Origin of the sequence: Kribbella yunnanensis, from assembly GCF_039529655.1 — a bacterium.
Classification (GTDB): Bacteria; Actinomycetota; Actinomycetes; order Propionibacteriales; family Kribbellaceae; genus Kribbella; species Kribbella yunnanensis.
The window spans coordinates 232,536-257,162 of the sequence record NZ_BAAANF010000017.1 but is presented as its reverse complement, the minus strand read 5'-3'; the positions used below and the strand labels follow the sequence as shown (position 1 = coordinate 257,162).

General features: G+C 67.3%; 22 protein-coding genes. 13 read left to right on the top strand and 9 right to left on the bottom strand.

Translation table 11 applies throughout. The annotated features are described in order from the left end of the window. Window positions 1–89 precede the first annotated feature (89 nt). Window positions 90–398 carry a nucleoid-associated protein NapA gene (napA, locus tag ABD231_RS24660; protein ID WP_344156492.1) on the bottom strand — a complete coding sequence of 103 codons (309 nt, stop codon included), beginning with the start codon at window positions 396–398 and terminating at the stop codon, window positions 90–92. Between the two features lie 147 nt (window positions 399–545). Between napA and ABD231_RS24655 the strand changes: the two genes are divergently transcribed. Genes ABD231_RS24655 through ABD231_RS24640 form a run of 4 tightly spaced genes read left to right on the top strand, consistent with a single transcriptional unit; the run spans window position 546 to window position 5,752 of the window. After that, window positions 546–1,949 carry an amidase gene (locus ABD231_RS24655; protein WP_344156489.1) on the top strand — a complete coding sequence of 468 codons (1,404 nt, stop codon included), beginning with the start codon at window positions 546–548 and terminating at the stop codon, window positions 1,947–1,949. Further along, window positions 1,940–2,938, top strand: coding sequence for a Gfo/Idh/MocA family protein (locus ABD231_RS24650; RefSeq protein ID WP_344156486.1), 999 nt, complete (start codon window positions 1,940–1,942; stop codon window positions 2,936–2,938). The genes ABD231_RS24655 and ABD231_RS24650 overlap by 10 nt, the downstream gene beginning before the upstream one ends. Beyond that, window positions 2,935–4,344, top strand: a complete 1,410-nt coding sequence (locus ABD231_RS24645) for an alpha,alpha-trehalose-phosphate synthase (UDP-forming) (protein WP_425554203.1) — start codon at window positions 2,935–2,937, stop codon at window positions 4,342–4,344. Before ABD231_RS24650 ends, ABD231_RS24645 begins: the two co-directional genes overlap by 4 nt. Next, window positions 4,331–5,752 carry an FGGY family carbohydrate kinase gene (locus tag ABD231_RS24640; protein WP_344156480.1) on the top strand — a complete coding sequence of 474 codons (1,422 nt, stop codon included), beginning with the start codon at window positions 4,331–4,333 and terminating at the stop codon, window positions 5,750–5,752. Before ABD231_RS24645 ends, ABD231_RS24640 begins: the two co-directional genes overlap by 14 nt. A 4-nt stretch (window positions 5,753–5,756) precedes the next feature. Here ABD231_RS24640 and ABD231_RS24635 read toward each other — a convergent pair whose 3' ends face one another. Next, window positions 5,757–6,365 (bottom strand): hypothetical protein, encoded by a 609-nt coding sequence (locus ABD231_RS24635; protein ID WP_344156477.1) that lies wholly within the window; start codon window positions 6,363–6,365, stop codon window positions 5,757–5,759. A gap of 180 nt (window positions 6,366–6,545) precedes the next feature. Here ABD231_RS24635 and ABD231_RS24630 point away from each other — a divergent pair, with 180 nt between their 5' ends. After that, window positions 6,546–8,099: an alpha/beta hydrolase gene (locus ABD231_RS24630; RefSeq protein WP_344156474.1), complete on the top strand. Its 1,554-nt coding sequence runs from the start codon at window positions 6,546–6,548 to the stop codon at window positions 8,097–8,099. 78 nt (window positions 8,100–8,177) lie between these two features. Further along, entirely contained in the window at window positions 8,178–9,752 is a 1,575-nt protein-coding gene (locus ABD231_RS24625; protein WP_344156471.1) for an alpha/beta hydrolase, read from the top strand. Here ABD231_RS24625 and ABD231_RS24620 read toward each other — a convergent pair. Together ABD231_RS24620 and ABD231_RS24615 are read right to left on the bottom strand one after the other, a co-directional pair. Then, complete coding sequence (locus tag ABD231_RS24620; RefSeq protein WP_344156468.1) at window positions 9,706–10,269, bottom strand: DUF1990 domain-containing protein; 564 nt, start codon at window positions 10,267–10,269, stop codon at window positions 9,706–9,708. The two genes, ABD231_RS24625 and ABD231_RS24620, sit on opposite strands and share 47 nt — an antisense overlap. Window positions 10,270–10,273: 4 nt before the next feature. Beyond that, window positions 10,274–11,293, bottom strand: a complete 1,020-nt coding sequence (locus ABD231_RS24615) for an LCP family protein (RefSeq protein ID WP_344156465.1) — start codon at window positions 11,291–11,293, stop codon at window positions 10,274–10,276. 224 nt (window positions 11,294–11,517) lie between these two features. On the opposite strand from ABD231_RS24615, the gene ABD231_RS24610 reads away from it, so the two are divergent. Both ABD231_RS24610 and ABD231_RS24605 read left to right on the top strand, forming a co-directional pair. After that, entirely contained in the window at window positions 11,518–11,841 is a 324-nt protein-coding gene (locus tag ABD231_RS24610) for a phytanoyl-CoA dioxygenase family protein (RefSeq protein WP_344156462.1), read from the top strand. A 94-nt stretch (window positions 11,842–11,935) separates the two neighbouring features. Further along, on the top strand, window positions 11,936–12,229 hold the full coding sequence (locus ABD231_RS24605) for an HU family DNA-binding protein (RefSeq protein ID WP_132408068.1): 294 nt from the start codon (window positions 11,936–11,938) through the stop codon (window positions 12,227–12,229). A gap of 4 nt (window positions 12,230–12,233) precedes the next feature. Here the strand turns inward: ABD231_RS24605 and ABD231_RS24600 are convergent, their stop codons facing one another. Continuing rightward, window positions 12,234–13,169, bottom strand: a complete 936-nt coding sequence (locus tag ABD231_RS24600) for an SMP-30/gluconolactonase/LRE family protein (RefSeq protein WP_344156454.1) — start codon at window positions 13,167–13,169, stop codon at window positions 12,234–12,236. Window positions 13,170–13,297: 128 nt separating this feature from the next. Here ABD231_RS24600 and ABD231_RS24595 point away from each other — a divergent pair, with 128 nt between their 5' ends. Then, window positions 13,298–15,244, top strand: coding sequence for a M13 family metallopeptidase (locus ABD231_RS24595; protein WP_344156451.1), 1,947 nt, complete (start codon window positions 13,298–13,300; stop codon window positions 15,242–15,244). Window positions 15,245–15,317: 73 nt separating this feature from the next. Here ABD231_RS24595 and ABD231_RS24590 read toward each other — a convergent pair whose 3' ends face one another. Together ABD231_RS24590 and panD are read right to left on the bottom strand one after the other, a co-directional pair. Next, window positions 15,318–16,766, bottom strand: a complete 1,449-nt coding sequence (locus tag ABD231_RS24590) for an aminopeptidase P family protein (protein WP_344156448.1) — start codon at window positions 16,764–16,766, stop codon at window positions 15,318–15,320. Between the two features lie 37 nt (window positions 16,767–16,803). Next, window positions 16,804–17,226: an aspartate 1-decarboxylase gene (gene panD / locus ABD231_RS24585; protein WP_344156445.1), complete on the bottom strand. Its 423-nt coding sequence runs from the start codon at window positions 17,224–17,226 to the stop codon at window positions 16,804–16,806. A 284-nt stretch (window positions 17,227–17,510) separates the two neighbouring features. Between panD and ABD231_RS24580 the strand changes: the two genes are divergently transcribed. The 4 genes from ABD231_RS24580 (at window position 17,511) to ABD231_RS24565 (ending at window position 21,150) form a co-directional block, all read left to right on the top strand. Further along, window positions 17,511–18,200, top strand: a complete 690-nt coding sequence (locus tag ABD231_RS24580) for a uracil-DNA glycosylase (protein WP_344156442.1) — start codon at window positions 17,511–17,513, stop codon at window positions 18,198–18,200. A gap of 283 nt (window positions 18,201–18,483) precedes the next feature. Next, window positions 18,484–19,185: a DUF969 domain-containing protein gene (locus ABD231_RS24575; protein ID WP_344156439.1), complete on the top strand. Its 702-nt coding sequence runs from the start codon at window positions 18,484–18,486 to the stop codon at window positions 19,183–19,185. Beyond that, window positions 19,182–20,153, top strand: a complete 972-nt coding sequence (locus ABD231_RS24570) for a DUF979 domain-containing protein (RefSeq protein WP_344156436.1) — start codon at window positions 19,182–19,184, stop codon at window positions 20,151–20,153. Before ABD231_RS24575 ends, ABD231_RS24570 begins: the two co-directional genes overlap by 4 nt. Window positions 20,154–20,184: 31 nt before the next feature. Then, a complete protein-coding gene (locus tag ABD231_RS24565; RefSeq protein WP_344156433.1) occupies window positions 20,185–21,150 on the top strand; it encodes a DUF2891 family protein in 966 nt (321 codons plus the stop codon). On the opposite strand, the gene ABD231_RS24560 is transcribed toward ABD231_RS24565, so the two are convergent. Further along, window positions 21,098–22,882 carry an ABC transporter ATP-binding protein gene (locus ABD231_RS24560; RefSeq protein WP_344156430.1) on the bottom strand — a complete coding sequence of 595 codons (1,785 nt, stop codon included), beginning with the start codon at window positions 22,880–22,882 and terminating at the stop codon, window positions 21,098–21,100. The two genes, ABD231_RS24565 and ABD231_RS24560, sit on opposite strands and share 53 nt — an antisense overlap. Continuing rightward, window positions 22,879–24,534, bottom strand: coding sequence for an ABC transporter ATP-binding protein (locus ABD231_RS24555; protein WP_344156427.1), 1,656 nt, complete (start codon window positions 24,532–24,534; stop codon window positions 22,879–22,881). The genes ABD231_RS24560 and ABD231_RS24555 overlap by 4 nt, the downstream gene beginning before the upstream one ends. Between the last annotated feature and the right edge of the window lie 93 nt (window positions 24,535–24,627).

Here is a 24,627-nt window from a genome sequence, read left to right as displayed (position 1 = left end):
TTGGCCTTCGGGCCAGTGCGTCGAGGTGCCGCACCGAGTGCCGCGCAGTAGGCGTGGAGTGGTAAGGCACGCCCTCAGGCGGGACATCGTCAGACCTCGATACCCAGTCGACGTGCGGAGCGGGCGCGCTGGCGGGCGGCGCGGAGCCGGCGCAGGCGCTTCACCAGGAGCGGGTCGTGCGCCAGGGCCTCGGGCCGGTCGATCAGCGCGTTCAGAACCTGGTAGTACCGGGTGGCGGACATCTGGAACTGGTCCCGGATCGCCTGCTCCTTGGCACCGGCGTACTTCCACCAGTGGCGCTCGAAAGCGAGGATCTGCCCGTCCCGATCGGAAAGGCCGGCAACCACTGGCATCGCGGCTTCGGCGGGCTCGGAAGAGCTGGCGTTGGCGCTGTCCATCTGCTGCTGACTCCTGTGCGGTCGGTGATCGTCCGTCCGCGCTCCACTGTACGTGCCGAACAACAGCAATGTCATTCACCGGTGGAACGACACGGAGCGTGTCGTACGCGGGCGGCCGGGCAGGGGTAACTCTGGCAGGATCAGAGGGTGAGCTCAACTCTTTCCAGCCAGGCGCTGGTGGAAGAGCTGCAGGCCAGGAGCCGTGAGGTGGACCCGCTGGTCAACGCCATCTGCACGCCCAACCCCGCCGCTCTCACCGACGCCGTTCAGCTCGACACGGAGCGTGACCAAGGTCGCGTCCGTGGTCCGCTGCACGGCGTCCCCGTGCTGGTCAAGGACAACATCGACACGGCCGACCTGCTGACCACGGCCGGGTCACTGGCGCTGGCCGAGCAGCCACCGCCCCCGCAGGACGCACCCCTGGTACGGCGGCTGCGCGCGGCCGGCTGCGTGATCCTCGGCAAGACCAACCTGAGCGAGTGGGCGAACTTCCGCGGCTCGTCGTCGTCCTCCGGCTGGAGCGCGTACGGCGGTCTGACGCGGAACCCGTATGCGCTCAACCGCTCGGCCGGCGGCTCCTCAAGTGGTTCCGGCGTCGCTGTGGCCGCGGGGCTCGCCGACTTCGCCATCGGGACCGAAACCAACGGTTCGATCGTCTGTCCGGCCGCTCTGAACGGCATAGTCGGTCTGAAGCCCACAGTGGGTCTGGTTCCGCAGCAGGGCATCGTGCCGATCTCGCACTCGCAGGACACCGCCGGGCCGATGACTAGGACGGTCAGGCAGTCCGCAGCCCTGCTCAGCGTGCTCACCGGCGATGGGACCGACTACACCGAGCACTGTCGCGGTGACGACCTCAGCGACGTGCGCATCGGCGTACCGCGCGGTCCCCTCTGGGGCTACTCGCTCGGCCTGGACCAGGTGATCGAGCAGGCTCTGGAGACGCTCAGCCGCTGCGGTGCCACGCTGGTCGACCGCCTGTCGCTCCCGTCACCCGGTGGCGACGAGGACCAGCTCCAGGTGCTCGCACACGAGATGAAGGTCGACATGGCGGCGTACCTCGCCACCCGCGTTGCTGGCGGGCCCAAAACCCTGGACGACCTCATTGCGTACAACCGCGACCATGCGGACGTGGAGCTCAAGTGGTTCGGCCAGGAGCTGTTCGAACGCGCAGCAGCGACCGAGGGGCTCGATTCGCCCGCGTACGTCTCCGCCCGGCTCACAGCGCTCCGCGCGGGCCGCGACGGCATCGACGACCTGCTCCGGGACAACCAGCTCGACGCTCTGGTCAGCCCGTCGTACTCACCGGCCTGGAGTATCGACCTGGTGAACGGTGACAACGTGCTGGGCGGTTCGTCCTCACATGCCGCGCTGGCGGGCTATCCGCTGCTCTCGGTGCCCGCCGGACTGGTCTCCGGACTGCCCGTCGGCATCACCTTCAGCGGGACCGGCGGGAGTGACGCCACGCTCATTCGCTTGGCTCACGCGTTCGAAACCGCAAGAATCAAGGCAGATGGACCGTTCCCGACACCGGAGTTCAGACCGTGGGTGTAGATCGCGTCAACTGGGGCATCGTTGCTACTGGCAACATCTCGACGTCGTTCACCCGTGACTTGAAGCTGCTGGACGGTGCGGTAGCGACCGCGGTCGCCTCCCGTTCGCAGGACAGCGCCGACCGGTTCGCCGCCGAGCACGGCATCGAGCACGCGTACGACGACTACCGCCGGCTGATCGACTCCGGCACCGTCGACGTGATCTACATCGGCACTCCGCACCCGCAGCACTACGTGATCGCCCGCACTGCGTTGCAGGCCGGAATCGCAGTGCTGTGTGAGAAGCCGGTGACGCTCACTGCGGCACAGGCGCGCGATCTGATCGCCGTAGCCACCGAGAACAAGACTCTGTTCGCAGAGGCCATGTGGATGCGCACCAACCCGGTCATCGAGGCCCTGTTCGCGGACCTGGCCACCGGAGTGATCGGTGAGCCGCAGCAGGTCGTTGCGGACTTCGCGTTCCACAAACCCTCGCTGCCCGCACGGCTGCTGGACCCAGCGCTGGGCGGCGGGTCGCTGATGGACGGCGGCATCTACCCCATGACGTTCGCCTACATGGCCCTGGGCCGCCCGGCCGAGGTGAAGGCGGTGGCGTCGCTCAACGAGGACGACATCGACCTGAACGTCGCCATGGCCTGGCGCTACGACTCCGGAGCCGTCGCAGCCCTCACCTGCGGCCTGAAGTCGCAGAACCCGTGGGTCGCGTCAGTGAGCGGTCCCGAAGGCAGCCTGCAGCTGCCGCACCGGTTCCACCACCCGGAGTACTACGTCCGACACACCGCCGCCGGGGCGGAGCGGATCGACGTACCGACGCATGGGCTTGGGTACCACTACGAAGCCACCGCTGTGATGCGTGCGCTCCGTGACGGGCACATCGAAGTGCCGTCGCTGCCGCACGCCGGAACACTCGAGATCCTCGAACTGCTCGACGAGACGCGGAGCCAGATCGGGGTCCATTACCCCGGTGACGACGACGACCTGACTGGATGAGCAAACACATGCCCGACGGACGAAGTTCCTTCGTAGTGGTAGCCAACCGGCTACCTGTCGACCGAATCGAGATGCCCGACGGCAGTACGGCGTGGCGCCGTAGCCCAGGCGGTCTGGTCACCGCACTGCACCCGGTGATGCAGGCTCATGAAGGCGCGTGGATCGGCTGGACCGGTAGCGCCGACGAGAAGGTGGACCCGTTCGACAACGACGGGATGCATCTGGTCCCGGTGATGCTCACGGCCGAGGACGTGGAGCTGTACTACGAAGGCTTCTCGAATGCGACGCTCTGGCCGCTCTACCACGATGTGATCGTCGCACCGGAGTTCCACCGTGAGTGGTGGGAGTCGTACGTCGCTGTGAACCGCCGGTTCGCGGAGGCTGCGGCGGATGCGGCCGACGAGGGTGCTGACGTCTGGGTACACGACTACCAGCTGCAACTGGTGCCCGCGATGCTGCGCAGGCTGCGTCCGGACGTCCGGATCGGGTTCTTCCTGCACATCCCGTTCCCGCCCACCGAGCTGTTCGCCCAGATGCCATGGCGCCGGCAGATCCTCGACGGGCTGATGGGCGCGGACCTGGTCGGTTTCCAGCGTCCTGGCGCCGCATCCAACTTCGCCCGGCTCGCCCGCAACCGGATGGGCCTGCGGACGCGTGGCGACCGGATCCACCTGCCGGACGACCGAGTCGTTCGCGCCAAGGCGTTCCCGATCTCGATCGACGTCGGTGAGCTGGAGGACCTGGCCCGCAAGCCGGAGACCGAGCAGCGGGCGCGGGAGATCCGCGACGAGGTCGGTAACCCGGCGCACATCCTGCTCGGCGTCGACCGGCTCGACTACACCAAGGGCATCCGCCAGCGCATGCGTGCGTTCGGCGAGCTCCTGGACGAGAAGCGGATCTCCGTCGACGAGGCGGTCTTCGTACAGGTCGCGACGCCGTCCCGGGAGCGCGTGGAGCAGTACCGCGTGCTCCGCGACGAGATCGAGCTCCTGGTCGGCCGGATCAACGGTGAGCACGGGCGGATCGGCACACCGGCCATCAACTACCTGCACACGTCGTACTCGCGGACCGAGATGGCTGCGTTGTTCCGGGCCGCGGATGTCGCTGTGGTGACCCCGCTGCGCGACGGGATGAACCTGGTCGCGAAGGAGTACGTCGCAACCCGGTACGACGACACCGGCGCGCTGGTGCTTAGTGAGTTCGCCGGTGCGGCCGACGAGTTCCGCCAGGCCTTCCTTGTGAACCCGCACGACATCAACGGCATGAAGGACACCATCGTCGACGCCATGAACACCGACGACCGCCAGCTCGGCCGCCGGATGAAGGCGATGCGCAAGCACCTGGCAGCCCACGACGTGAACCTGTGGGCCGCCACCTTCCTCAAGGCCCTCCATGACGAGGACTGACGGCCGCCTCCTCGCGCTAGACCTCGGTACGTCGTCCGCCCGCGCACTGGTCCTGTCCGCAGCCGATGCGTCTCCGGTCCCGGGCGCACTGGCGCGGCACAAGATCACTCCGACGTACGGCGGTGATGGGTCCGCGGTTCTCGAACTGCACGAGTACGTCGAGGGTCTCTTGGGCTGTCTGGATGAGCTACAACAGGGCGGGCACCTCGAAGCGATCGAGGCGATCGTCCTGTCCACGCAGTGGCATTCGGTCGTCGCCCTGGACAGTCACGGCGACGCTCTGACTCCAGTGATCACCTGGGCGGACACTCGGTCGGTGGACCTCGACCTGGGGTCGTCGTTCGACGAGCAGGCGTTCCACGCGCGCACTGGCAGTTGGCTGCACCGGCTCTACTGGACGCGCCGCATCCCTTGGCTGCTAAGCGAAACGAGCCCCGCCAGCTTCGCTGGTCTCCCTGACCTGGTGATCGAGCGACTGACCGGCGAGCGAGTCACCTCGGTCTCAGTCGCATCTGGCACTGGCACGCTCAACCTCGCCACCGGTGAGTACGACGAAGAGGCCCTCACGATCGCTGGCGTGAAGGCCGACGTCCTGCCGCCGATCGTGCCCACCGGGTGGACCGGTCACCTGTCAGCCGAATACGCACGACGCTGGCCCGGCCTGGTCGGCGTACCGGTGCATCCGCCGACCGGAGACGGCGCTGCCTCAAATGTCGGCACCGGCGCGTACGACTCGTCCACTGCAGCAGTCACAGTCGGTACGTCGGCCGCCGTGCGCGTCGTGCACCCGATCGACAACGCACCCGAGCTCCCGTGGGACCTCTGGCGGTACCGGGTCGACGACAAGCGCGCAGTCACCGGTATGGCGTTCTCAGCCGCCGGAAACATGCATGCGTGGCTCACCGGCGTGCTGCGACTCGAACACGACGAACCGACCACTGTGCAGATCGGTGAGTCGCGGGTGATCGCCGTACCGTTCCAGGCCGGCACCAGACCGCCTGCGACCGTGCCTGGCGGCTCGGGCGTGTACTTCGGTCTGTCCTTCGACGACACCGCCGAAACCTTGCTCGCTGCTTCCCTGCAAGGGATTTCGCTCGAGGTGGACCGCGGACTGCGCAAGCTGGACGCACTGTTCGGCCACGAGTTGTCCGTCGTCCTAGGTGGTGGCGGTATCGACGCCTCGGCCTGGTGGCGGCGCTGTCTCACCGCGACCTTTGCCCGCCCCACCGACGTCTGCGCCGAACCAGAGGTCGGCTGCCGCGGTGCCGCCGCCGTGGCCCTGGGTCTCTCTCCAGAACCCGGCGGCGAACACCTCACCCCCAACCCCGCCGACGTGAACCGCGTAGCCGCTTTGCGCCCCCGCTACGAACAGCTCCGCGACATGGCCGTCCAGGCGTCGGCTCTCTGACGACCTACTTGGCAGTGGGTGTCAGGTAGATCGTCCGGGTGGCGGTCTCGAGCACGTTGCTCAGGACCTTGCTCTGGCTGGGCACACCGGCGACGGTGAACTCGACGTTGCCGCCCTTGATCTCGGCGTACCGGGTGGCGACCCAGCGGGTCGTCTGGCCGCTCTTGTAGGTGTAGACGACCGTGCTGACGGTCATCGGGTAGTTCCCGACGGTCGACCTGCCCTTGACCGTCGCCTTGGCGACGATCTTCAGCCCGGGCGTCCCCTTCAGCGAGCGGATCTTCCGGTCCAGCTGCGACCGGGTGCTGGACGGACCGATCCAGGTGTTGAACCGGATCATCCGGCCGTTGGCCGTGTCGTCGAACCGCGTCTCGTGCGGAGCGATCTTGGACTCTTTCCAGGTCTTCGGAAGCTTCGCGTGCGAGATGTACTTGCCGTTGCTCATCTTCTCGAAGTGCCGCACCACAAAGCTGATCGACTCCGCCTTCTGCGTCACCGCGACGTTCTGCTGAGCCGCATTGCTCTGCAGCGCCCCACCGAGGAACAGCGCCCCCGCACCGGCCAGTGCTGCGACACCGCTGACCGCTCCCGCCACAACCCCGTACCGCTTCATTTCCGGTCCCCTCTGCCCGTCCACCCTGGCCGCGCAGTTGCTTGGACACCCGATCCGGCACCGAAGTTCGCCTTTGCATCCTGACGAAAAGGGTCGCAATTGCCCGAACAGGCAACGGGGTGGCGTGCGTCTACATCTCCTCCCTAAGTTGGTCGTCACACGCTCACTGGGGGTACTTCGATGCGTTTCCGCCTTCCCGTCGTCCTTGTGGCGACTCTGACCCTGATTGCTCCGGCCGTTCCTGCGGCCGCCGCACCGTCCGGAAGGCCGCTGGTTTTCGGCGCCTGCCCGGCGGATCTCGCTCAGCCCTTTCCACTGCTGACCTGTGCCACGCTGGAGGTGCCCGTCGACTACCGGGATCCGGCCGGTCCGACGCTGAACCTGCTGGTCAGCAAACACGCCGCCAAGGACCCGTCCAAGCGGCTGGGGGCACTCTTCGTCAACCCGGGTGGTCCGGGCGGCGGAGGCGCCGCAACCGCCGGCACGCTCACCCGCCCGGACTCCACCGGCTTCACGCGGCTGCAGCCCGCCGTACTGGATGCGTACGACGTGATCGGCTTCGATACGCGCGGGGACTCACACAGTTCCTCGATCAGTTGTGCCGACCCGGCGCACTTCCCCACGCCGCAACCGGATCCGGACGCACCGGCCAGCCGGGACACGCTGTGGAAGCTGTGGGGTGACTATGCGGACGGCTGCGGCGCGAAGGCCGGCGCACTGCTGCCGCACCTCGGCACCGACAATGTCGCCCGGGACATGGACCGCATCCGGGCCGCACTCGGCGAGCGGAAGCTCAACTATGTCGGCTTCTCGTACGGGACGTATCTCGGCTCGGTCTACACCGCACTGTTCCCGCAGCGGGTCGGCCGGATGATCCTGGACGGCAACCTCGACCCAACCCCACGTGACGTCTGGTACCAGGCCGCGATGGTGCAGGCACCGGCGTTCGAGAAGCGGTTCACCAGTTACCTCGGCTGGGTGGCGAAGTACGACAGCGTTTACCACCTCGGGAACACGGTCGACCAGGTTCGCTCCAACTGGAACAAGACACTCGCCGATTTCCGTCGTACGCCGCACGGTGTGGTCGGTGCCTACGAGCTGCTCGTCACAGCCGGCGGAGTGATGTACTCGGAGTCGAACTGGATCGGCTTCACCAGTGCGCTCAGCAGCTACGTGGTCGGCGGCGACGACAGCGCACTGGTCGATTTCGCCGCCACGGACACCAGTGCGGAGTCCGAACAGATCACCGCGATCTTCAACGCGGTCATCTGCGTCGACTCGGCCTGGCCTTCCACCAGGTCCCGCTACGAGCGCGACGCCGCGCGGCTCGCCAAGGTCTCACAGTTCGCGTGGCTCAACCTCTGGCCCGGCGGCGGCGCCTGTCTGGACTGGCCGGTGCCGAACCACGCGCCGATCAAGATCACCGGCCGCGGGCTGCCCGGCATCCTGATGTTCAACACCGTCGGCGACCCGGCCACGCCGTACGCCGGGGCTCTGAAGCTGCACAAGGTGTTGCGGAGCTCAGTTCTGGTGACTGAGCGGGACTCCGGCAAGCACTGCGTCTTCGGCAACTCACGAGCCACGGTGAACACCGCAGCGAACGACATCGGCACCAAGTACCTGCTCACCGGCGAGCTACCGCCGGCTGACACCTCCGTTCCGGGTCACGCCTGGCCGGTGCCCACGCCCGCTGCTCTCAAGGCACCGATCACAAAGGCGCCGCTGCTGGCATGAACCGGACAGTTTCGGCTTGCGTCTCCGATGGCCGACCAGTGTGGAGTCTCTACGCGTTCACACCAGGGAGTACCTCAGATGCGTCTTCGCCTTCCCGTTGTCGCCGTCGCCACCTTGGCGCTCGTCACGCCGGCGGTTCCCGCCGCGGCCGGACCGCCGGCACCGAGTCCGTTGGTGTTCGGGACGTGCCCGGACGACCTCGCGGAACCCTTCCCGCTGCTGACATGCGCCACGCTGCAGGTGCCTGTCGACTATCGGCAGCCGTCAGGGGCGACCGTGCCGCTGCTGATCACCAAGCAGGCCGCCAAGGACCCGTCCAAGCGGTTGGGCGCGCTGTTCGTCAACCCGGGTGGTCCAGGCGGTAGCGGCACGATCGCCGCCGGCATTCTCGCGGCCCCGGACGAAACCGGCTTCACGCCGCTACAACCGGCCGTACTCGACGCGTACGACGTGATCGGCTTCGACCCTCGCGGAGTCCGGCACAGCGCTGCCATCAGTTGTGCTGAGCCGACCTATTTCCCCACCCCACAACCAGATCCGGACGCTGCGGCCAACCGCGACACGATGTGGAAGCTGTGGGACGGGTACGCGGACCGCTGCGGCGACAAGGTCGGCGCACTGCTGCCGCATCTCGGCACTGACAACGTCGCTCGGGACATGGACCGCATTCGCGCCGCACTGGGCGAGCAGAAGCTCAACTACCTCGGCTTCTCGTACGGGACCTACCTCGGCGCGGTCTACACCGAGCTGTTCCCGCAGCGGGTCGGACGGATGATCCTGGACGGCAATATCGACCCCACCCCGCCTGACGTCTTCTACCAGGCCGCAATGGCTCAGAGCGTCGCGTTCCAGAAGCGGCTCGGCACTTACCTCGCCTGGGTGGCCAAGTACGACGCGGTGTTCCACCTGGGCACCACCGTGCGCGCAGTCCGCGCCAACTGGGACAAGACGCTGGACGACTTCCGCACCAAACCGCATGGTGCCGTCGGCGGCCACGAACTCATCAGCACCGCCGCCGCTGTGCTGACCTCCGAAGTGGCCTGGATCGACTTCTCCCAGGTGCTCAGCGCCTATGTGGTCAACGGGGACGACACCGGACTGGTCGAGTTCGCCACACCGAGCACCAGCCCGCGCGCCGAGCAGTTCACCGCGAGCTTCAGTGCAGTGACCTGTGTCGACTCGAAGTGGCCGGCCGGCAAGGCCCGCTACGAACGGGACGCGGCCCGGCTCGCGAAGTTCTCGCAGTTCGCCTGGGACAACATGTGGATCACCGGCAGTGCCTGCCGCAACTGGCCGGTGCCGAACCACGCGCCGATCAAGATCACCGGCCGCGGACTGCCCGGCATCCTGATGTTCAACACCATCGGCGACCCGGCAACGCCGTACGCCGGCGCTCTGAAGCTGCACAAGGTGTTGCGGAGCTCAGTTCTGGTGACCGAACGGGACTCCGGCAAGCACTGCGTTTTCGCTAACGATCGGGCCGACGTCAACACCTGGGCGAACGACATCGGGACGAAGTACCTGCTGACCGGTGAGCTGCCGCAACACGACGTGTCGATTCCCGGCCACGCCCTGCCGGTGCCGACACCGTCCGCATTGAAGAAGGCTAGCGAGAAGTCGCCAGTCGCCGCAGAGCGTTGGCATACCTCTTAGCGGCGAGACCCTGTAGCGTGCGCGTGGCCGGTCCGCCCAGGCGGGCGTACCAGGCCGCGGCACGGCTGTAGGCGGTCACAGTGAAGTAGATGCCGTCGGACTCCCGCGTCACGACGAAAGACTCCTCACCGGACTCCGGGTGACCCTGCAGCGTCCCGTAGGCGAAGCCGTTCCGGTCCGGCTCGTCGACGGTCCACACCACCCGGCACGGGATCGGTAGCCCCACCAGGCCGATCGGTACGGCGGTGCGCAGCCGGCCGATCACCATGCCGGGTCCTAGTCGTCCCAGGGCGTTCACCCCGATCGCTGCCGCACTCTCGGCTGTGAACGGCAGTCCGGCCAGCCGGTGCATCCGCCAGCTCAGCAGGGCTTCACCTGCCCGCCGGAACACCTCATCGCCGTCGCCCAGTCGGGCCCGGTGCTCCAGCCGGTGGTAACCGGCCGGAGTCTCGTCGAACCGGGTGGAACCGACCACGTCGTACGAGAAGTGCAGTTGGGGCAGGTCGTCGAGCCGCATCAGGTCAGCTGCTCTTCAGTCCACTGGTGTTGCCGGACTTGATCGCGCTGAACAGCGCCTTGGCCTTCGCCTCGTCCCAGCCGACGCCGATCCCGCTGCCGACCCGGACGCTGTCGTCACCGATCGGCACGGTCAGCGTGATGCCACCGCTCCCGGAGACCGCACGCATGCCACGGGCGAACTTGATGAAGTCGAACAGGCTCATGTCCTTGTCGACTGTGAGCGCGTCCACACCCTTGGTCGCGACACTGAAGTAGCGGACCGGGTTGAGGAACGTCGACGGCGAGGACGCCTTCTTGCCGACCGCACCGACCATCTGCCGCTGCCGCTCCACCCGGCCGAAGTCGTTCTTGCCGTCGGCCTTCCGCGAGCGCACGTAGCCGAGCGCGTTCACCCCGTCGAGGTCCTGGCAGCCGGCCTTCAGATTGATGTGCGCATCCTCGTCCTTCATGGCCTTCGGCACGCACATGTTGATCCCACCCAGGCTGTCGATGATCGACGCGAAACCGCTGAAGCCAATCTCGACGTAGTGGTCGATGCGCAGTCCGGTCTTGTTCTCCAGAGTCTTGATCAGCAGCGACGGATTGCCCTTGTTGTACGCGAAGGCAGCGTTCACCTTGCTCTTGCCGTGCCCCGGAACCGTGAGCACGCTGTCACGCGGCACGCTGACCAGCACGGTCGGACCGGACGCCGGGACGTGCATCAGCATGATCGAGTCAGTACGCGAGCCGGAGTCCTTCCCGGTGTGCAGCCGGGCCCGCTCGGCACGACTCAGCCCCTCACGTCCGTCCGACCCGACCAGCAGGTACGTCGTACCGGAGGTGGCCGCCGGACGCGTCCCATCCGGCATCGCATCGATCTTGTCGATCCGGCTCCACGCGTAGAGCGGAACGGTGACAATCATCAGCACGAACGCCAGGATCAGCAGGCCGAGGGTCCTCAGGAACCAGTTCTTCCGTTTCTTCGGCCGACGGCCGTTCGGCCGGCTCGCGAAACGCGGGTCCATGGGCTGCGGTTGACTCATACCCACGACCGTATCGGTGCAGGGAGCCGCAGACGTCACTCCAGTGAACGAATCTACCGGTCTGAAAGTCGCTACCGCCTCCTTCAGAAGGAGGAAATCGGCCCCGAAATCGAACCAGACCGCCTGAACGTGCGGTGGAATTGTCGGTGTGCTGACATCCAACGGGTACGTACTGGACGAACGACGGCTCGGCGAACTGGCCGCCGTACCGGCGCAGGAGCGGAATGACCTGCCGGTGGGGCGGTCTGCCTTACCTGCAGCGCAGTCATCACCGAGTGTGCGCCGAAGAGGCCGCAGGGACCCTCAAACGGCCGGCTGCCTCGATCACCGCCGATCTGCCGACTCTGGCCGAGCAGTACGACGCCAACTGGCTGGTGACCGACTACGCGGCCGGGGACGTGGTCATCCACACCGCCCACACCATCCACGCCGCCCTGGACAACGTCTCCGACGTGATGCGGCTCTCCACCGACATCCGCTACCAGCGCGCCGACGACGCCATCGACAGCCGCTGGCAGGCGCACTGGCACGACAAAGACGGATTGTGAGTGACCGATATCCGGATGGCTTCTCGCTAACGACAATCATTTCGGTTAAGGTTCCGGTCGAACCTGAAACAAGTCGAGTCGTGTGAGGAGAGCCGTGAACCGCAACGAGTTGGTCGCCGGAGTGGCGGAGAAGGCGGGCATTCCGCGCAACCAGGCCGAGCGGGTCCTCGACGCGCTCGGTGACGTGGTCACCGAGGCCGTGCACAAGGGCGACAAGGTCTCCCTGACCGGTCTGCTGAGCATCGAGCGGGTCCTGCGCGCGCCGCGCACCGGCCGCAACCCGCAGACCGGTGAGCCGCTGTCGATCCCGGCCGGCTACTCCGTGCGACTGTCCTGCGGGAGCCGTCTGAAGGCTGCCGCACGCGGCAACCTCCGGACGATCTCCTGACCTGCTACCGCTGAACCGCGGTCACCCAGTACGGCGTGGTCGCGGTCGGCGGTGTGGTGAACCGCGCGTTCGGCAGGTAGAGGCGGTTACCGAAGGCGGCAGCCGTCGTGGGTACGTCGAAGTCCGGGCTGGTGATCTCGCGCAGCACGCTGCCCGTCGTACCGGTCTTGTCCAGGCTGATCACTGCGATCTTGTTCAGCCGGTTCTGGACGACGTACAGGGTCCGGCCGTTCAGCAGCAGACCGTCGCCGTTCGTCAGCACTGCGCCGCCAAGATCGACCTTGCGGGTCACACCGGTCCGCGGGTCGACGCGGAACAGGAAGCCGGTCGACGACTGGACGATGAGCAGCCCGCAGCCGTCCGGGGTCAGTGCGATGCCGTTGGCGTTCAGACCGGCGGTGTGCTGGTAGTCGCCGCTCAGGGCGATCGTCTGCGCCTTGGCAGGCAGACTCCCGCCGCGACCCAGCGGCACCTTGTAGAGCACCGGCTGCTGCGACTCGGTGAACCAGGCCGCGTCCTTGCCGACGATGACGTCGTTCACGAACGTCGGCGTCGTCGTGGTGAACGTGTAGCTCGCCAGCACCTTGCCGGTCCGGGTGTCGATCACCCGGCCGTTGCCACCGGCCGCACCGGCCACGAACAGCCTGCCCTGGTGGTCGACCTTCATACCGAGTGAGCCGGTGCCGGGTCCGGCGCTGAGCACCTTGCCGGTACCTGTGCGCAGGTCGGCGGCGTAGATGTCACCGTTCGCGCGGGAGCCGAAGTACGCCGTACTGCGGGCGATCGCGATGCCCTCGGGCTGGAAGCCGGGCGGAAGCTCGATCCGGGCCGGGAAACTGGTGGGTTGGGGAGTCGCCGTTGCGGCCGGTGCGGTGACCAGACCGAGCAGCAGAGCGGGTACGCCGGCGAGTACTGCCAGCCGGCGGACGAGGTGTGACATGGGCGGGTCCTCCTGATCCGTGGTCTCGGTCAGGAGAACGGGAACGGCCTGTGGAAAGTTCAGAACCGGGATCTGCCAACCGGGTATGTTCACTGTCAGCAACTCGACACGAGAACTTTGGGGCAGGGATGACAGCAGATAGTGAGAGCTCGAGTCCGGTGCGGCCGCAGGACGACCTGTACCGCTCGGTCAACGGCCCGTGGCTCGCGGCGAACGAGATCCCGGCCGACAAGGCCATCTACGGCGCCTTCCACGCGCTCTGGGACACCGCTGAGCAGGATGTCCGCGCGATCGTGGAGAAGACCGTCGCGGCCGGTCATCCCGAGGGCAGCGAACCGCGCAAGATCGCCGATCTCTTTACCAGCTTCATGGACGAGGAGACCATCGAGCGGCTGGGCGCGGAACCGATCGCCGAGCAGCTCGCGCTGGCCGACGGCGTCACCGACGTCGCCGAGCTCGTCGAGGTGCTGGGCAAGCTCGAGCTGGAGGGTGTCCCGGGCGCCTTCCGGGTCTGGGTCGACGCGGACGCGAAGAAGTCCGACGAGCACATCGTGTACCTGATGCAAGGCGGGCTGAGTCTGCCCGACGAGTCCTATTACCGCGAGGACAGCTTCGCCGAGACACGGACGGCGTACGTCGCCCATCTCACCCGGATGCTCGAGCTGGCCGGGCGGCCCGATCCGGCCGGTGCCGCCGAGCGGATCCTGGCGCTGGAGACGCGGCTGGCCGCGCACCACTGGGACCGGGTGAAGGATCGCGATGTCACCCAGACCTACAACAAGCTCGACCGGGCCGGGCTGGAGAAGCTCACCTCCGGGCTCGACTGGTCCGGCTGGCTGGCCGGCGCCGGCGTTCCGGAGAGTGCGTTCGAGCAGGTCGTCGTGCGCGAGCCGGAGTTCCTGACCGCCGCCGCGGCCGCCCTGCAGGAGGTCGACCTCGAGCAGTGGAAGGAGTGGCTGGGCTGGCAGATCGTGCACTCGGCCGCACCCGTGCTGAGCAAGGCCTTCGTCGACGAGAACTTCGCCTTCTACGGCAAGACGCTGACCGGCGCCCCGGAGCTGCGCGACCGCTGGAAGCGCGGGCTCGGCGCGGTCGAGTCGGCACTGGGTGAGGCGCTCGGCCAGCTGTATGTCACCGAGCACTTCCCGCCGGTCGCCAAGTCCCGGATGGTCGAGCTCGTCGCCAACCTGGTCGAGTCGTACCGGCAGCGGATCGAAGGCCTGGACTGGATGGGTCCGGACACCCGCCGCCGCGCCCTCGACAAGCTGGGCACCTTCGTGCCGAAGATCGGCTACCCGGACAAGTGGAAGGACTACAGCGCGCTCGAGATCGACCCGAGCGACCTGTTCGGCAACCTGCGCCGGTCGGTCGCGGTGGAGACCGCGCGCGAGCTGGCCAAGCTCGGCACACCGGTCGACCGCGACGAGTGGCGGATGACGCCGCAGACGGTGAACGCCTACTACAACCCCCGGCAGAACGAGATCGTCTTCCCGGCCGGGATCCTGCAGCCACCGTTCTTCGACCTGGACGCCGACGACGCGGTCAACTACGGCGCGATCGGCGCCGTGATCGGGCACGAGATCGGCCACGGCTTCGACGACCAGGGCTCGCGGTACGACGGCGCCGGCAACCTGAACGACTGGTGGACCGACGAGGATCGGGCCGCCTTCGAAGCACTCACCGACAAGCTCGTCGCGCAGTACGACGCTCTCTCACCGGAGGAGACGCCGGGACAGTTCGTCAACGGCAAGCTCACCCTCGGCGAGAACATCGGCGACCTCGGCGGACTGTCCATCGCCTACCACGCCTACCGACTGTCGCTGGGCGATGCCGAACCGCCGGTGATCGACGGCAAGTCCGGCGCGGAGCGGTTCTTCGGTGCCTGGGCCCACGCCTGGGCCACCAAGACCCGCCCCGAGGAGGCAGCCCGCCGCCTCACCATCGACCCGCACTCACCACCCGAGTTCCGCTGCAACGCCGTCGTGCGCAACATCGACGCCTTCCACGACACCTACAACACCACCGAAGGCGACACCCTCTGGCTGGCCCCCGAAGACCGCGTCCGCATCTGGTAGGCCGGAGAACAACAGGAGCCTCGGACAGCTGTGTCAGGTGTCCGAGGCCCCCATCAGGTGAGCACAGTCGTGGCTAGGAAGACATCCAGTTCTGGAGGCCTTCGATGGTGCGGGGCATGGCGTCGGAGAGGTTCTCGGCGCCAGTGTCGGTGATCAGGATGTCGTCCTCGATCCGGATGCCGATCCCGCGCAGGTCCTCGGGGACAGTGAGGTCATCCGCCTGGAAGTACAGGCCGGGCTCGACGGTGAGGACGTAGCCGGTCTGCAGGTCGCCCTTGCGGTAGTTCTCCTCGCGGGCGGAGGCGCAGTCGTGCACGTCCAGACCAAGCATGTGGCTGGTGCCGTGCAGGGTGTAGCGCTGGTGCAGGTTGCTTGCCGGGTCCAGGGCTTCCTCGACCGAGACCGGTAGCAGCTCCATCGCGTCCAGGCCGTGCACGATGACCTCCATCGCGGCGCGGTGACCGGACTGGAAGGGCGCACCGGGCTTGAGGGCCGCGATGCCGGCGTTCTGCGCGTCCAGGACGAGCTGGTAGAGATCACGCTGGCGCGGCGTGAACTCGCCGTTCACCGGCAGGGTCCTGGTGATGTCGGCGGTGTAGAGCTGGCGGTTCTCGACACCCATGTCGAGCAGCATCAGCGTGCCGTCGACGACCGGGCCGTCGTTCTCGATCCAGTGCAGCGTGGTCGCGTGCGGTCCGGCTGCGGCGATCGAGGTGTACCCGACGTCGTTGCCCTCCGCCCGGGCCCGGCGCCAGAACGTGCCTTCGATCCAGCGCTCGCCGTACTCGCGCACTCGGTCCATCTCGGACAGCACGTCGGAGAAGCCGCGGTGGGTGATCGCGACCGCCTCGCGCAACTGCTCGATCTCCCACGGATCCTTCACCAGCCGGAGCTCGGAGAGCGTCGTGGCCAATTCGAGGTCGCGGGTGTCATCGGTCCGCGCACCGCTCAGCAGGGGCGCGATCGAGTGATCCTCAGCGCGCCGCACCCGAGTCGGTACGTCGTTCTTCAGCGCGTCAGCGAGTTGGTCGATGTGCCGGGTCTCGACGCCGAACTCCTTGGCAGTCTCGGCCAGCGACGGCCGACGGCCGGCCCACAGCTCGCCGTACGTGCGGTCGCGCCAGAACTCCGAACCCTGGCTGCGGTCCGAGCGCGGGCGGAAGTACAGCACGGAGTCGTGGCCGCCCGTCCCGTTCGGCTCGAGCACCAGGACGGCGTCCGAGGTCTGGTCACCGGCCAGCCAGACGTAGTCGGTGTGCGGCCGGAACACGTAGTCGGTGTCGTTGGACCGCACCTTGTACGTCCCGGCCGGGATCACCAGCCGCTCGCCCGGGAACGCCTGCGACAACGCATCCCGCCGCTTCGCCGCCCAGACCCCGGCGTCGCTCAGCGTCACGTCCTGTCGCTCGGAATCGGCCCACCCCGAGTTCATGAACGCGGCCAGCTTCGCGCTCGGAACGGAGTCGTGCGACGCGGTCTTCGGCGCGGCGTCGCCGGTTGCGGCTGTGGTGTTCTCGGTCATCGTCGACCAGTCCTCGTTTCGGCGCAGGGGCCTGGCGTCAGCCCCGGGTGTGCAGTTCGTCACCGCGGGTCAGGCCGCTGTCCGGCAGCGCTTCCGCGGGATCCGAGCCAATACGCGTGATCGCATTCTGCTCGTCCACGAAGACTACGCTCGGCACGAACCCCTTCGCCTCGGCGGAGTCGAACATCCCGTACGCGATCAGGATCACCACATCCCCCGGATGAATCAGGTGCGCCGCCGCCCCGTTGATCCCGACCACCCCGGACCCCCGCGGCCCCGCGATCAGATACGTCGACAGCCGAGCCCCATTGGTGACATCAACGATGTCCACCTTCTCCCCGGCGACCAGATCCGCCGCCTCCATCAACCCCACATCCAGCGTGCAAGACCCCACATAATCCAGGTCCGCCTGCGTCACCGTCGCCCGATGCACCTTCGACTTCATCAACTCACGCCACATGCGCGCCATCATCCGGCCCGCACCCCACCCTGTCAGTGGCCCCAGTCACCCGCCGCCCGCCGCCTCCCGCGCCGAACCACCCCCACCACCCCGACAACACGGACGGATATCCGTTGGTGTGCGCGGGTGGGGCATGCGTAGGCCTCGCAAGCTCATACCTTGCGAGGCCGTGATCTTTGTACCGGGTGTGACTGGACTGGCGCTTGTCCGACACGCGAACAGAGAGCGACATCACAGGGGCCGCGGGTTGCGGGGGCGATTGGCGGGGAGATTGGCGGGCTGACATGCTGGGGCGGGTGAGCCCGAAGTCTTTGACGGATTTGGTGGCGCCCGACTGGGCGGAAGCGTTGGCGCCGGTCGAGGAGACGGTCAGCCGGATGGGGGAGTTCCTCCGGGGGGAGATCGCGGCCGGGCGGGCGTATCTGCCGGCTGGGGAGAATGTGCTGCGGGCTTTCAAGAGTCCGTTGGAGCGCGTCAGGGTGCTGGTGGTTGGCCAGGATCCGTATCCGACGCCGGGGCATCCGGTGGGACTGAGCTTCTCGGTGGCGCCTGATGTGCGGCCGATTCCGCGGAGCCTGCAGAACATCTACCGCGAGATGATGGGGGACGTCGGCGTACCGGCTCCCTCCAACGGCGACCTGACGCCGTGGGCCGAGCAGGGTGTGTTGATGCTCAACAGGGTGCTCACCGTGCAGCCCGGCAAGTCTGGTTCGCACCGGGGCAAGGGGTGGGAGTCGGTGACCGAGCAGGCGATTCATGCGCTCGTGAACCGCGGCGGGCCGCTCGTCGCCATCCTCTGGGGCCGCGACGCGCAGACCCTCAAGCCGATGCTCGGCAAGGTCCCGTACGTCGAGAGCGCGCACCCGAGCCCGATGTCCGCGGACCGCGGCTTCTTCGGCTCGCGCCCGTTCAGTCGCGTCAACGCCCTCCTGGTCGAGCAAGGCGCAACCCCCATCGACTGGGCACTCCCCTAACCCTCCCCACGCACACCGGCTTCAGTCGCCGCGCGGGAAGCACCTCCGTCGACTGTGAGGAGAGCGCTGCCAGAAATCGATTGCAGGCGACAATCTCCCCACACTCACCACCCAACTCCTCACACTCGCACGGTGGCTTCGGTCGCGGGGCACGGTGGCTTCGGTCGCGGGGCACGGTGGCTTCGGTCGCGGCAACTTGTTCGAATGATCTATTGCAGGATCGTTCAACAATCTCCTATGGTGACGGGAATCGCATTCAGCGGGTCCGTCCCTGGGAGGAACCATGTGGGTTCTGCTCGCCATCGCGGTGGTGGTCGTCGGTTTCGCGCTTCGGCTGAACTCGATGCTGGTCGTCACCGCGGCCGGTATCGTCGCCGGTCTGATCGGCGGACTGTCGCCGGTCAAGATCCTGAACGCCTTCGGCGACGGGTTCGCCGGTAGCCGCTCTGTCACCGTCTTCATCGTCACGCTGCCCGTGATCGGGCTGATCGAGCGTTACGGGCTGCAGCATCAGGCCCGCAAGCTGATCGGCAAACTCGCGGTTGTCACCACCGGCCGGCTGCTCGCCCTCTACCTGCTGATCCGGCAGGGTACGGCGGCGCTCGGCCTGACCAGTATCGGCGGTCCCGCGCAGGCCGTGCGACCGCTGATCCACCCGATGGCGGCCGGTGCCGCCGAACGGCGTTACGGCAAGCTGCCGGAGAAGCTGCAGGAGAAGATCAAGGGCTTCGCCGCCAGCGCGGACACGGTCGGGCTGTTCTTCGGCGAGGACATCTTCGTCGCGATCGGCTCGATCCTGCTGATCACCGGGTTCGTCGACGCGACGTACGGGCTGCAGCTGGAGGCGATCGACATCGCGCTCTGGGCGATCCCGACCGGTATCTGCGCCCTGCTCATCCACGGCGCCCGCCTGCTGTATCTCGACAAACAGCTCGACAACCTGGCACGCGAGGCCCGGGTCGAGGCCAAGGAGGCGGCCAAGTGATCAAGGTCGAGTGGTTCTACTGGCTCTGCGGGATCTTCTTCGTCCTGATCGCACTGCAGGTGCTCAACGACCGCACCAACCCCAAGCGGATCGGCAGTGCGGCGTTCTGGGGCATCCTCGGGCTCTCGTTCGGCTACGGCACCTTCGTGGTGAACAAGACAGCACCCGCCTGGATCCTGGGCATCGCCGTGATCGGTCTGGCCGTGCTGGCCGGTTCCGGCTTCCCCGGCAAGGGACAGGAACGTACGACGACACAGGCGGAGCGAGCGACGTTCGCTGACAAGTTCGGCAACAAGCTGTTCCTGCCTGCACTGGTGATTCCCGTGGTGGCTGCGCTGTTCGGGGCGTGGCTGGCCAAGGTGAAGCTGGGCGACGGTAAGCCGCTACTGCAGACCGGCTCGGCCACGATCATCGGTCTGGGCGTCGCATCCCTGCTGGCACTAGCGGTGGGGATGGCGCTGCTCCGGCCACGCTCCCCCGCCGTACCGCTGCATGAGGGTCGTCGTTTGCTCGAGCACATCGGCTGGGCGGCGATCCTGCCGCAGATGCTGGCCACACTGGGTTTGCTGTTCAACGCCTCCGGTGTCGGCAAGGCAGTCGGCCGCGTCACCGACCACCTGGTCCCCAAGGGGTCGCTGATCGCCGCAGTCGCCTTGTACTGCATCGGTATGGCGGTCTTCACGATCATCATGGGCAATGCGTTCGCAGCGTTCCCGGTGATGACCGCTGCGGTCGGCTGGCCGCTGCTGGTGCAGCAGTTCGACGGTACGCCGGCGACCGTGTTCGCAATCGGCATGCTGGCCGGCTTCTGCGGCACGCTCTGTACGCCGATGGCCGCGAACTTCAACTTGGTTCCAGCGGCGCTACTGGAGATGAAGGATCAGTACGGTCCGATCAAGGCGCAGATCCCGACCGCAATCCCCTTGCTGGGTTGCAACATCGCCATCATGTACTTCTTTGCTTTCTAAATCGTAGAGCGCCTTCTAGGAGACAACACCCATGAAGTACGCCGCTGCCTGGTCCGCGATCGCGTGTGACGTGCTCGAGACGCCCTACCCGTACGGCGCCGCGCACGCCTCACGTGGTCCGGAGGACGTGGACGTCACGCCGGAGAAACTGCACCCGGCGTTCCACGGCTCGTACGACTGGCACTCCAGCGCGCACATGCAGTGGTCGCTCGTCCGGTTGCTCGCACTGGCGCCGGACGAGGCCGGGTCCCGGCCGATCGAGGTGCTGGACCGGCGGCTGACCACGGCAGCGATCGCGACCGAGGCGGCGTACCTGCGGGAGCGCCCGTCGTACGAGCGTCCGTACGGCTGGGCGTGGGCGGCGATGCTGGCCGCCGCCACCCGTACGACGAAGTGGGCGGAAGCAACCGGGCCGCTCGCAGATGTGATTGCCGAGCTCGTGCTCGACTGGCTCCCGCGGCAGGCCTATCCGGTCCGCCATGGTGCCCACCTGAACTCAGCGTTCGCTCTGTCGCTGTTGCTGGAAGCGTACGACGACCTCGGCCGGGGCGAGGTCGTCGGCGCGATCCGGAGTCGCGCGGTCGACTGGTTCCACAACGACACGGCCTACGACACCCGCTTCGAACCGTCTGGGACGGACTTCCTCTCGCCGGCACTGTCCGAGGCCGAGCTGATGCGCCGGGTCCTGCCCGCCGCGGAGTTCACCGACTGGCTGCACGCCTTCCTGCCAAACCTCGGCACCACAGAACACCAGCACCTGCTGGAACTTCCCGTCACCGACGACTCCGGCGACGGCCAGCTCGCACACCTGTCCGGACTGGCACTGTCACGCGCCTGGCAGCTCCGCACGATCGCACCGAGCCTGCCCAATGTCGCCGAAGCCCTCAAAACCGGCGCCGACCGTCAGATCGACGCCGTGCTCCCCACTGTCACCGACGGGGACTTCATGTCGACGCATTGGCTGGTGTCGTTCGCCCTTCTGGCTCACCAGGCTTGAAGCCAGTCCAGCTCCGCCACAGCAACGCATAGCGACCACCGGCAGCCAGCAGGCCGTCGTGCGTCCCGGACTCGACCACCCGCCCCTGGTCGAGCACGACGATCCGATCCGCCTGCTGTGCCTGGGTGAGCCGGTGCGCGACGATCAGCGTCGTCCGGCCCTCGGTAGCGGCCACCGATGCGCGTTCCAACGAGCGTGCACCAGCACTACCCGCCTCAGCCGTCGCCTCATCCAGTACGGCGACCGGCGGATCCGCGAGCACGAGTCGGGCGAACGCGAGCTGCTGCGATTGCGCACCAGTCAGCTGATGCCCTTCCTCACCCACCACGGTCTCGAGCCCGTCCGGCAGCGCACGCACCCATGCCAGCGCACCAACGCGTTCCAGCGCGCCCTCGACCTCAGCATCCGTAGCGTCGAGCCGAGCCAGCCGTACGTCGTCAGCCAGGGTCCCGGAGAACACGTGAACCTCCTGGCTGAGCAAAGCCACCTGTGAGCGCGTCCGGTCCTCACCGAGGGCCTGCACGTCCACACCGCCCAGCTTCACCACACCAGCAGTCGGCGTGAGCACTCCGGCCGCCAGAGCAGCCAGCGTGGTCTTTCCAGCGCCACTCGCACCGACGAGCGCCACTCGCTCACCCGGCTCGAGTCGCAGCGACACCTCGTCGACGACGCGCGGACCGTCGTACGTATGCCCGATGCCGACCAGCTCCAGCGATGCATCCGCCGGCCCAGGACCCGGCGGTGGCGAAGGGATCTGGTCCATCTCCAGCACGCCGGCCAGTCGCGCCATGCCCGCGGCTGCGGTCTGCACCTCGTCGAAGAGCATCATGACCGCGCCGATCGGATTGAACAGCCGGTGGAAGTACAGCGCGGCCGCCGTCACCGCACCGATGGTCACCGCGTCGGCGCGGACCAGGAAGAACCCGGCCACCAGGATCCCGGTCAGCCCGACGAACTCCGCGTGGTTGATCCGCGAGGTGAAGAAGCTGAAGATCTTGAACACCTTGATCGACAGGTCGCGGGCGGTCTCCGAGGTACCGCGGATCTTCTCCAGCTGCACGTCCTCGAGCTGGTAGGCCCGCACGGTCGCGCTGCCCCGGAGCGACGCGATGATCGCCTCCGACCGCTCGCCCAGCGCGATGCGCTCCTGGCTGTAGAACGGCGCCGACCGCGGCAGGTACCAGCGCAGAGCGAGGATGTACATCGGCAGCGAGAGCAGACCGGCCAGTCCGAGTCGCCAATCGAGAACGAACATGCCGCCCGCAGTCAGCACGATCGTCAGCGCCGCACCGATCAGCTTCGGCCCGACATCGGTCAGAGCGGTCGCGACCGTCGCCACATCGTCACCGACGCGCGACAGCAGGTCACCTGTGCGCACCTTGTCCAGAACAGGTGCCGGCAGCTGCAGCGCCCGGTCGAGCACCTTCTCCCGGATCCGCGCGAGCACTGTCTCGCCCACGCGCGCGACGAGCATGACACCCAGCGCCGTCAGCAGACCGGCCAGCACAGCGGCACCGCCGATCAGCAGCACCACCTTCACAATCGCAGAGCGGTCCCCGCCGTTCGAGATGTCGTCGACCAGCGCACCGAGCGCCCAGGGCGCGACCAGCCCGGCCGCACTCCCACCGGTGATCACCACAGCCGCGATGATCGACAGGCCAGGTAGCTTGCGAATCTCACTCCACAACAGCGCCCACGTCGCACGCGGGCCGGCAATCGGCAGCAGGTTCATCGGAGCACCGCTTCCTGGTACGCCGCATCCGAGTCGGCGAGCTCCGCATGGAGTCCCTCGGTCACCACGACTCCATCGGCCAGCACCAGCACGCGATCCATCTTCCCGAGCAGTGCCGGGCTGCTGGTGAGCACCAGCGTGGTCAGGCCAGAGCGGACCTCAGCCAGCCCTTCCGCGAGAAGCTCCTCGGTGACCGCATCGACCGCCGTACTGGGGTCGTGCAAAACGAGCAGTGGCGGCGAAGCGAGCAGTGCGCGGGCCAGACCGAGCCGCTGGCGCTGACCGCCGGACAGCGCTTGGCCGCGGTCCGCCAGGGGCCGATCCAGCTCGTCAATCAGGTCGGCAGCTCCTGCCGCGGTCATCACATGCTCCAACGACGGTGACTCGACCAGCAGATTGCTGCGCAGCGTGCCCTCGAACAGATCGGTGTCGTGTCGCTCGAGCAGCACTGTGTTCCGGAGCGCGTCGATATCCAGCTCGTCGATCGTCACACCGCCGACCCGGACCACACCGGAGTGCTCCGACGTGCGTCCGCCGACAACCGTCAGCAATGCGTCCGCATCGCGCGGGTCGTAGCAGAGCACCCCGACAGACTCACCCGACCGCAGATCGAGATCAAAAGACGACAACGTCTTGTAGGACACGCCTTCCAGCTGCAGCAGCGGCTTGCTGGGGTCCACGACGGTCGCCGTACCGGATGAGACGAGCGGAGGCGACGACAGCACAGACGCCAGTCGACCGGCGGAGGCGCGGGACATCGCCAGCACCTGGCTCGCGTAGCCGAGCGTGCCAACGGGTTCGGCGATGAACTGCGCGAGCCCGACGACCGCGATCAGCTCACCGATACTGATCCGCCCGCTCAATGCGAACCAGCCGGCCACACCAGCCACCGCGGCAAGCAGCAGCCCGCTCAGAGCCGCACTCACACCGTCCTGCAGACCAGCGGTGGACACTGCGCGCAGTGTGGCCCGCAGCGTCGTCTGGCTGGAGTGGCGGTACCGCGCAGCCGCATTGTGCTGGGCGCCGATCCCCCGCAGAGTCCGAAGCCCGCCAACCAAGTCAGTGGCCAGTGCGGTCGTCTGAGCAACCGCCTCCTGCTGAGTCGACGTACGACGGGTCAGCAACGGCGACAGGGCCTGAATCCCCAGCACCACCAGCGGTACGCCGATCAGTACGCCGATCCCAAGCGGTACGTCGACCAGTAGCAGCGACACCGAGGAGACGATCAACGCCGTGGATGCCGCGCAGCCGACGGAAACTGCTCGCATCACCAGTGCGGTCTTCTCGGCATCGGATGTCGCGATCGACAGCAGCTCCCCGGACCGCAGCCCAGTCCGCTGCCCACGTGGGTCCAGTACCCGGCGGGAGATCTCCAGCCGCAGCTCATGCGTCTCGTACTCGATCGCGCGCACGATCTGTCGCGCACCGAGCTTCCACGCGTTCGACAGTAGGGCAAACAGCGCGAACAGCATCAGCACGCACCAGATCAGCGGCTCGACGTCCCCAGTCGCCACAGCACGGTCGACGAACACCCCGATCGTCACCGGAACAGCTGCCTCGGTCGCCTGGTGTAACGACGTCAGCAGCACGCCAAGGATCATCCGCCCCCGATGCCGCCGTACCGCCCGCCTCAGCAACTCACCCGTCGACATATTAGGTAACCCTAACTGATCCCGGACGATTGACAGCCGGACCCGATCACCGTACGGTCTCGCGATAATAGGAAAGTTTCCTAACAGTTGACT

Excerpts from the sequence above, each read along its gene's own strand:
- napA (WP_344156492.1), bottom strand. The coding sequence starts at position 398 with ATGGACAGCGCCAACGCCAGCTCTTCCGAGCCCGCCGAAGCCGCGATG.
- ABD231_RS24645 (WP_425554203.1), top strand. The coding sequence starts at position 2,935 with ATGAGCAAACACATGCCCGACGGACGAAGTTCCTTCGTAGTGGTAGCC.
- ABD231_RS24640 (WP_344156480.1), top strand. The coding sequence starts at position 4,331 with ATGACGAGGACTGACGGCCGCCTCCTCGCGCTAGACCTCGGTACGTCG.
- ABD231_RS24635 (WP_344156477.1), bottom strand. The coding sequence starts at position 6,365 with ATGAAGCGGTACGGGGTTGTGGCGGGAGCGGTCAGCGGTGTCGCAGCA.
- ABD231_RS24630 (WP_344156474.1), top strand. The coding sequence starts at position 6,546 with ATGCGTTTCCGCCTTCCCGTCGTCCTTGTGGCGACTCTGACCCTGATT.
- ABD231_RS24625 (WP_344156471.1), top strand. The coding sequence starts at position 8,178 with ATGCGTCTTCGCCTTCCCGTTGTCGCCGTCGCCACCTTGGCGCTCGTC.
- ABD231_RS24620 (WP_344156468.1), bottom strand. The coding sequence starts at position 10,269 with ATGCGGCTCGACGACCTGCCCCAACTGCACTTCTCGTACGACGTGGTC.
- ABD231_RS24615 (WP_344156465.1), bottom strand. The coding sequence starts at position 11,293 with ATGAGTCAACCGCAGCCCATGGACCCGCGTTTCGCGAGCCGGCCGAAC.
- ABD231_RS24610 (WP_344156462.1), top strand. The coding sequence starts at position 11,518 with ATGACCTGCCGGTGGGGCGGTCTGCCTTACCTGCAGCGCAGTCATCAC.
- ABD231_RS24600 (WP_344156454.1), bottom strand. The coding sequence starts at position 13,169 with ATGTCACACCTCGTCCGCCGGCTGGCAGTACTCGCCGGCGTACCCGCT.
- ABD231_RS24595 (WP_344156451.1), top strand. The coding sequence starts at position 13,298 with ATGACAGCAGATAGTGAGAGCTCGAGTCCGGTGCGGCCGCAGGACGAC.
- ABD231_RS24590 (WP_344156448.1), bottom strand. The coding sequence starts at position 16,766 with ATGACCGAGAACACCACAGCCGCAACCGGCGACGCCGCGCCGAAGACC.
- panD (WP_344156445.1), bottom strand. The coding sequence starts at position 17,226 with ATGTGGCGTGAGTTGATGAAGTCGAAGGTGCATCGGGCGACGGTGACG.
- ABD231_RS24580 (WP_344156442.1), top strand. The coding sequence starts at position 17,511 with ATGCTGGGGCGGGTGAGCCCGAAGTCTTTGACGGATTTGGTGGCGCCC.
- ABD231_RS24575 (WP_344156439.1), top strand. The coding sequence starts at position 18,484 with ATGTGGGTTCTGCTCGCCATCGCGGTGGTGGTCGTCGGTTTCGCGCTT.
- ABD231_RS24565 (WP_344156433.1), top strand. The coding sequence starts at position 20,185 with ATGAAGTACGCCGCTGCCTGGTCCGCGATCGCGTGTGACGTGCTCGAG.
- ABD231_RS24560 (WP_344156430.1), bottom strand. The coding sequence starts at position 22,882 with ATGAACCTGCTGCCGATTGCCGGCCCGCGTGCGACGTGGGCGCTGTTG.
- ABD231_RS24555 (WP_344156427.1), bottom strand. The coding sequence starts at position 24,534 with ATGTCGACGGGTGAGTTGCTGAGGCGGGCGGTACGGCGGCATCGGGGG.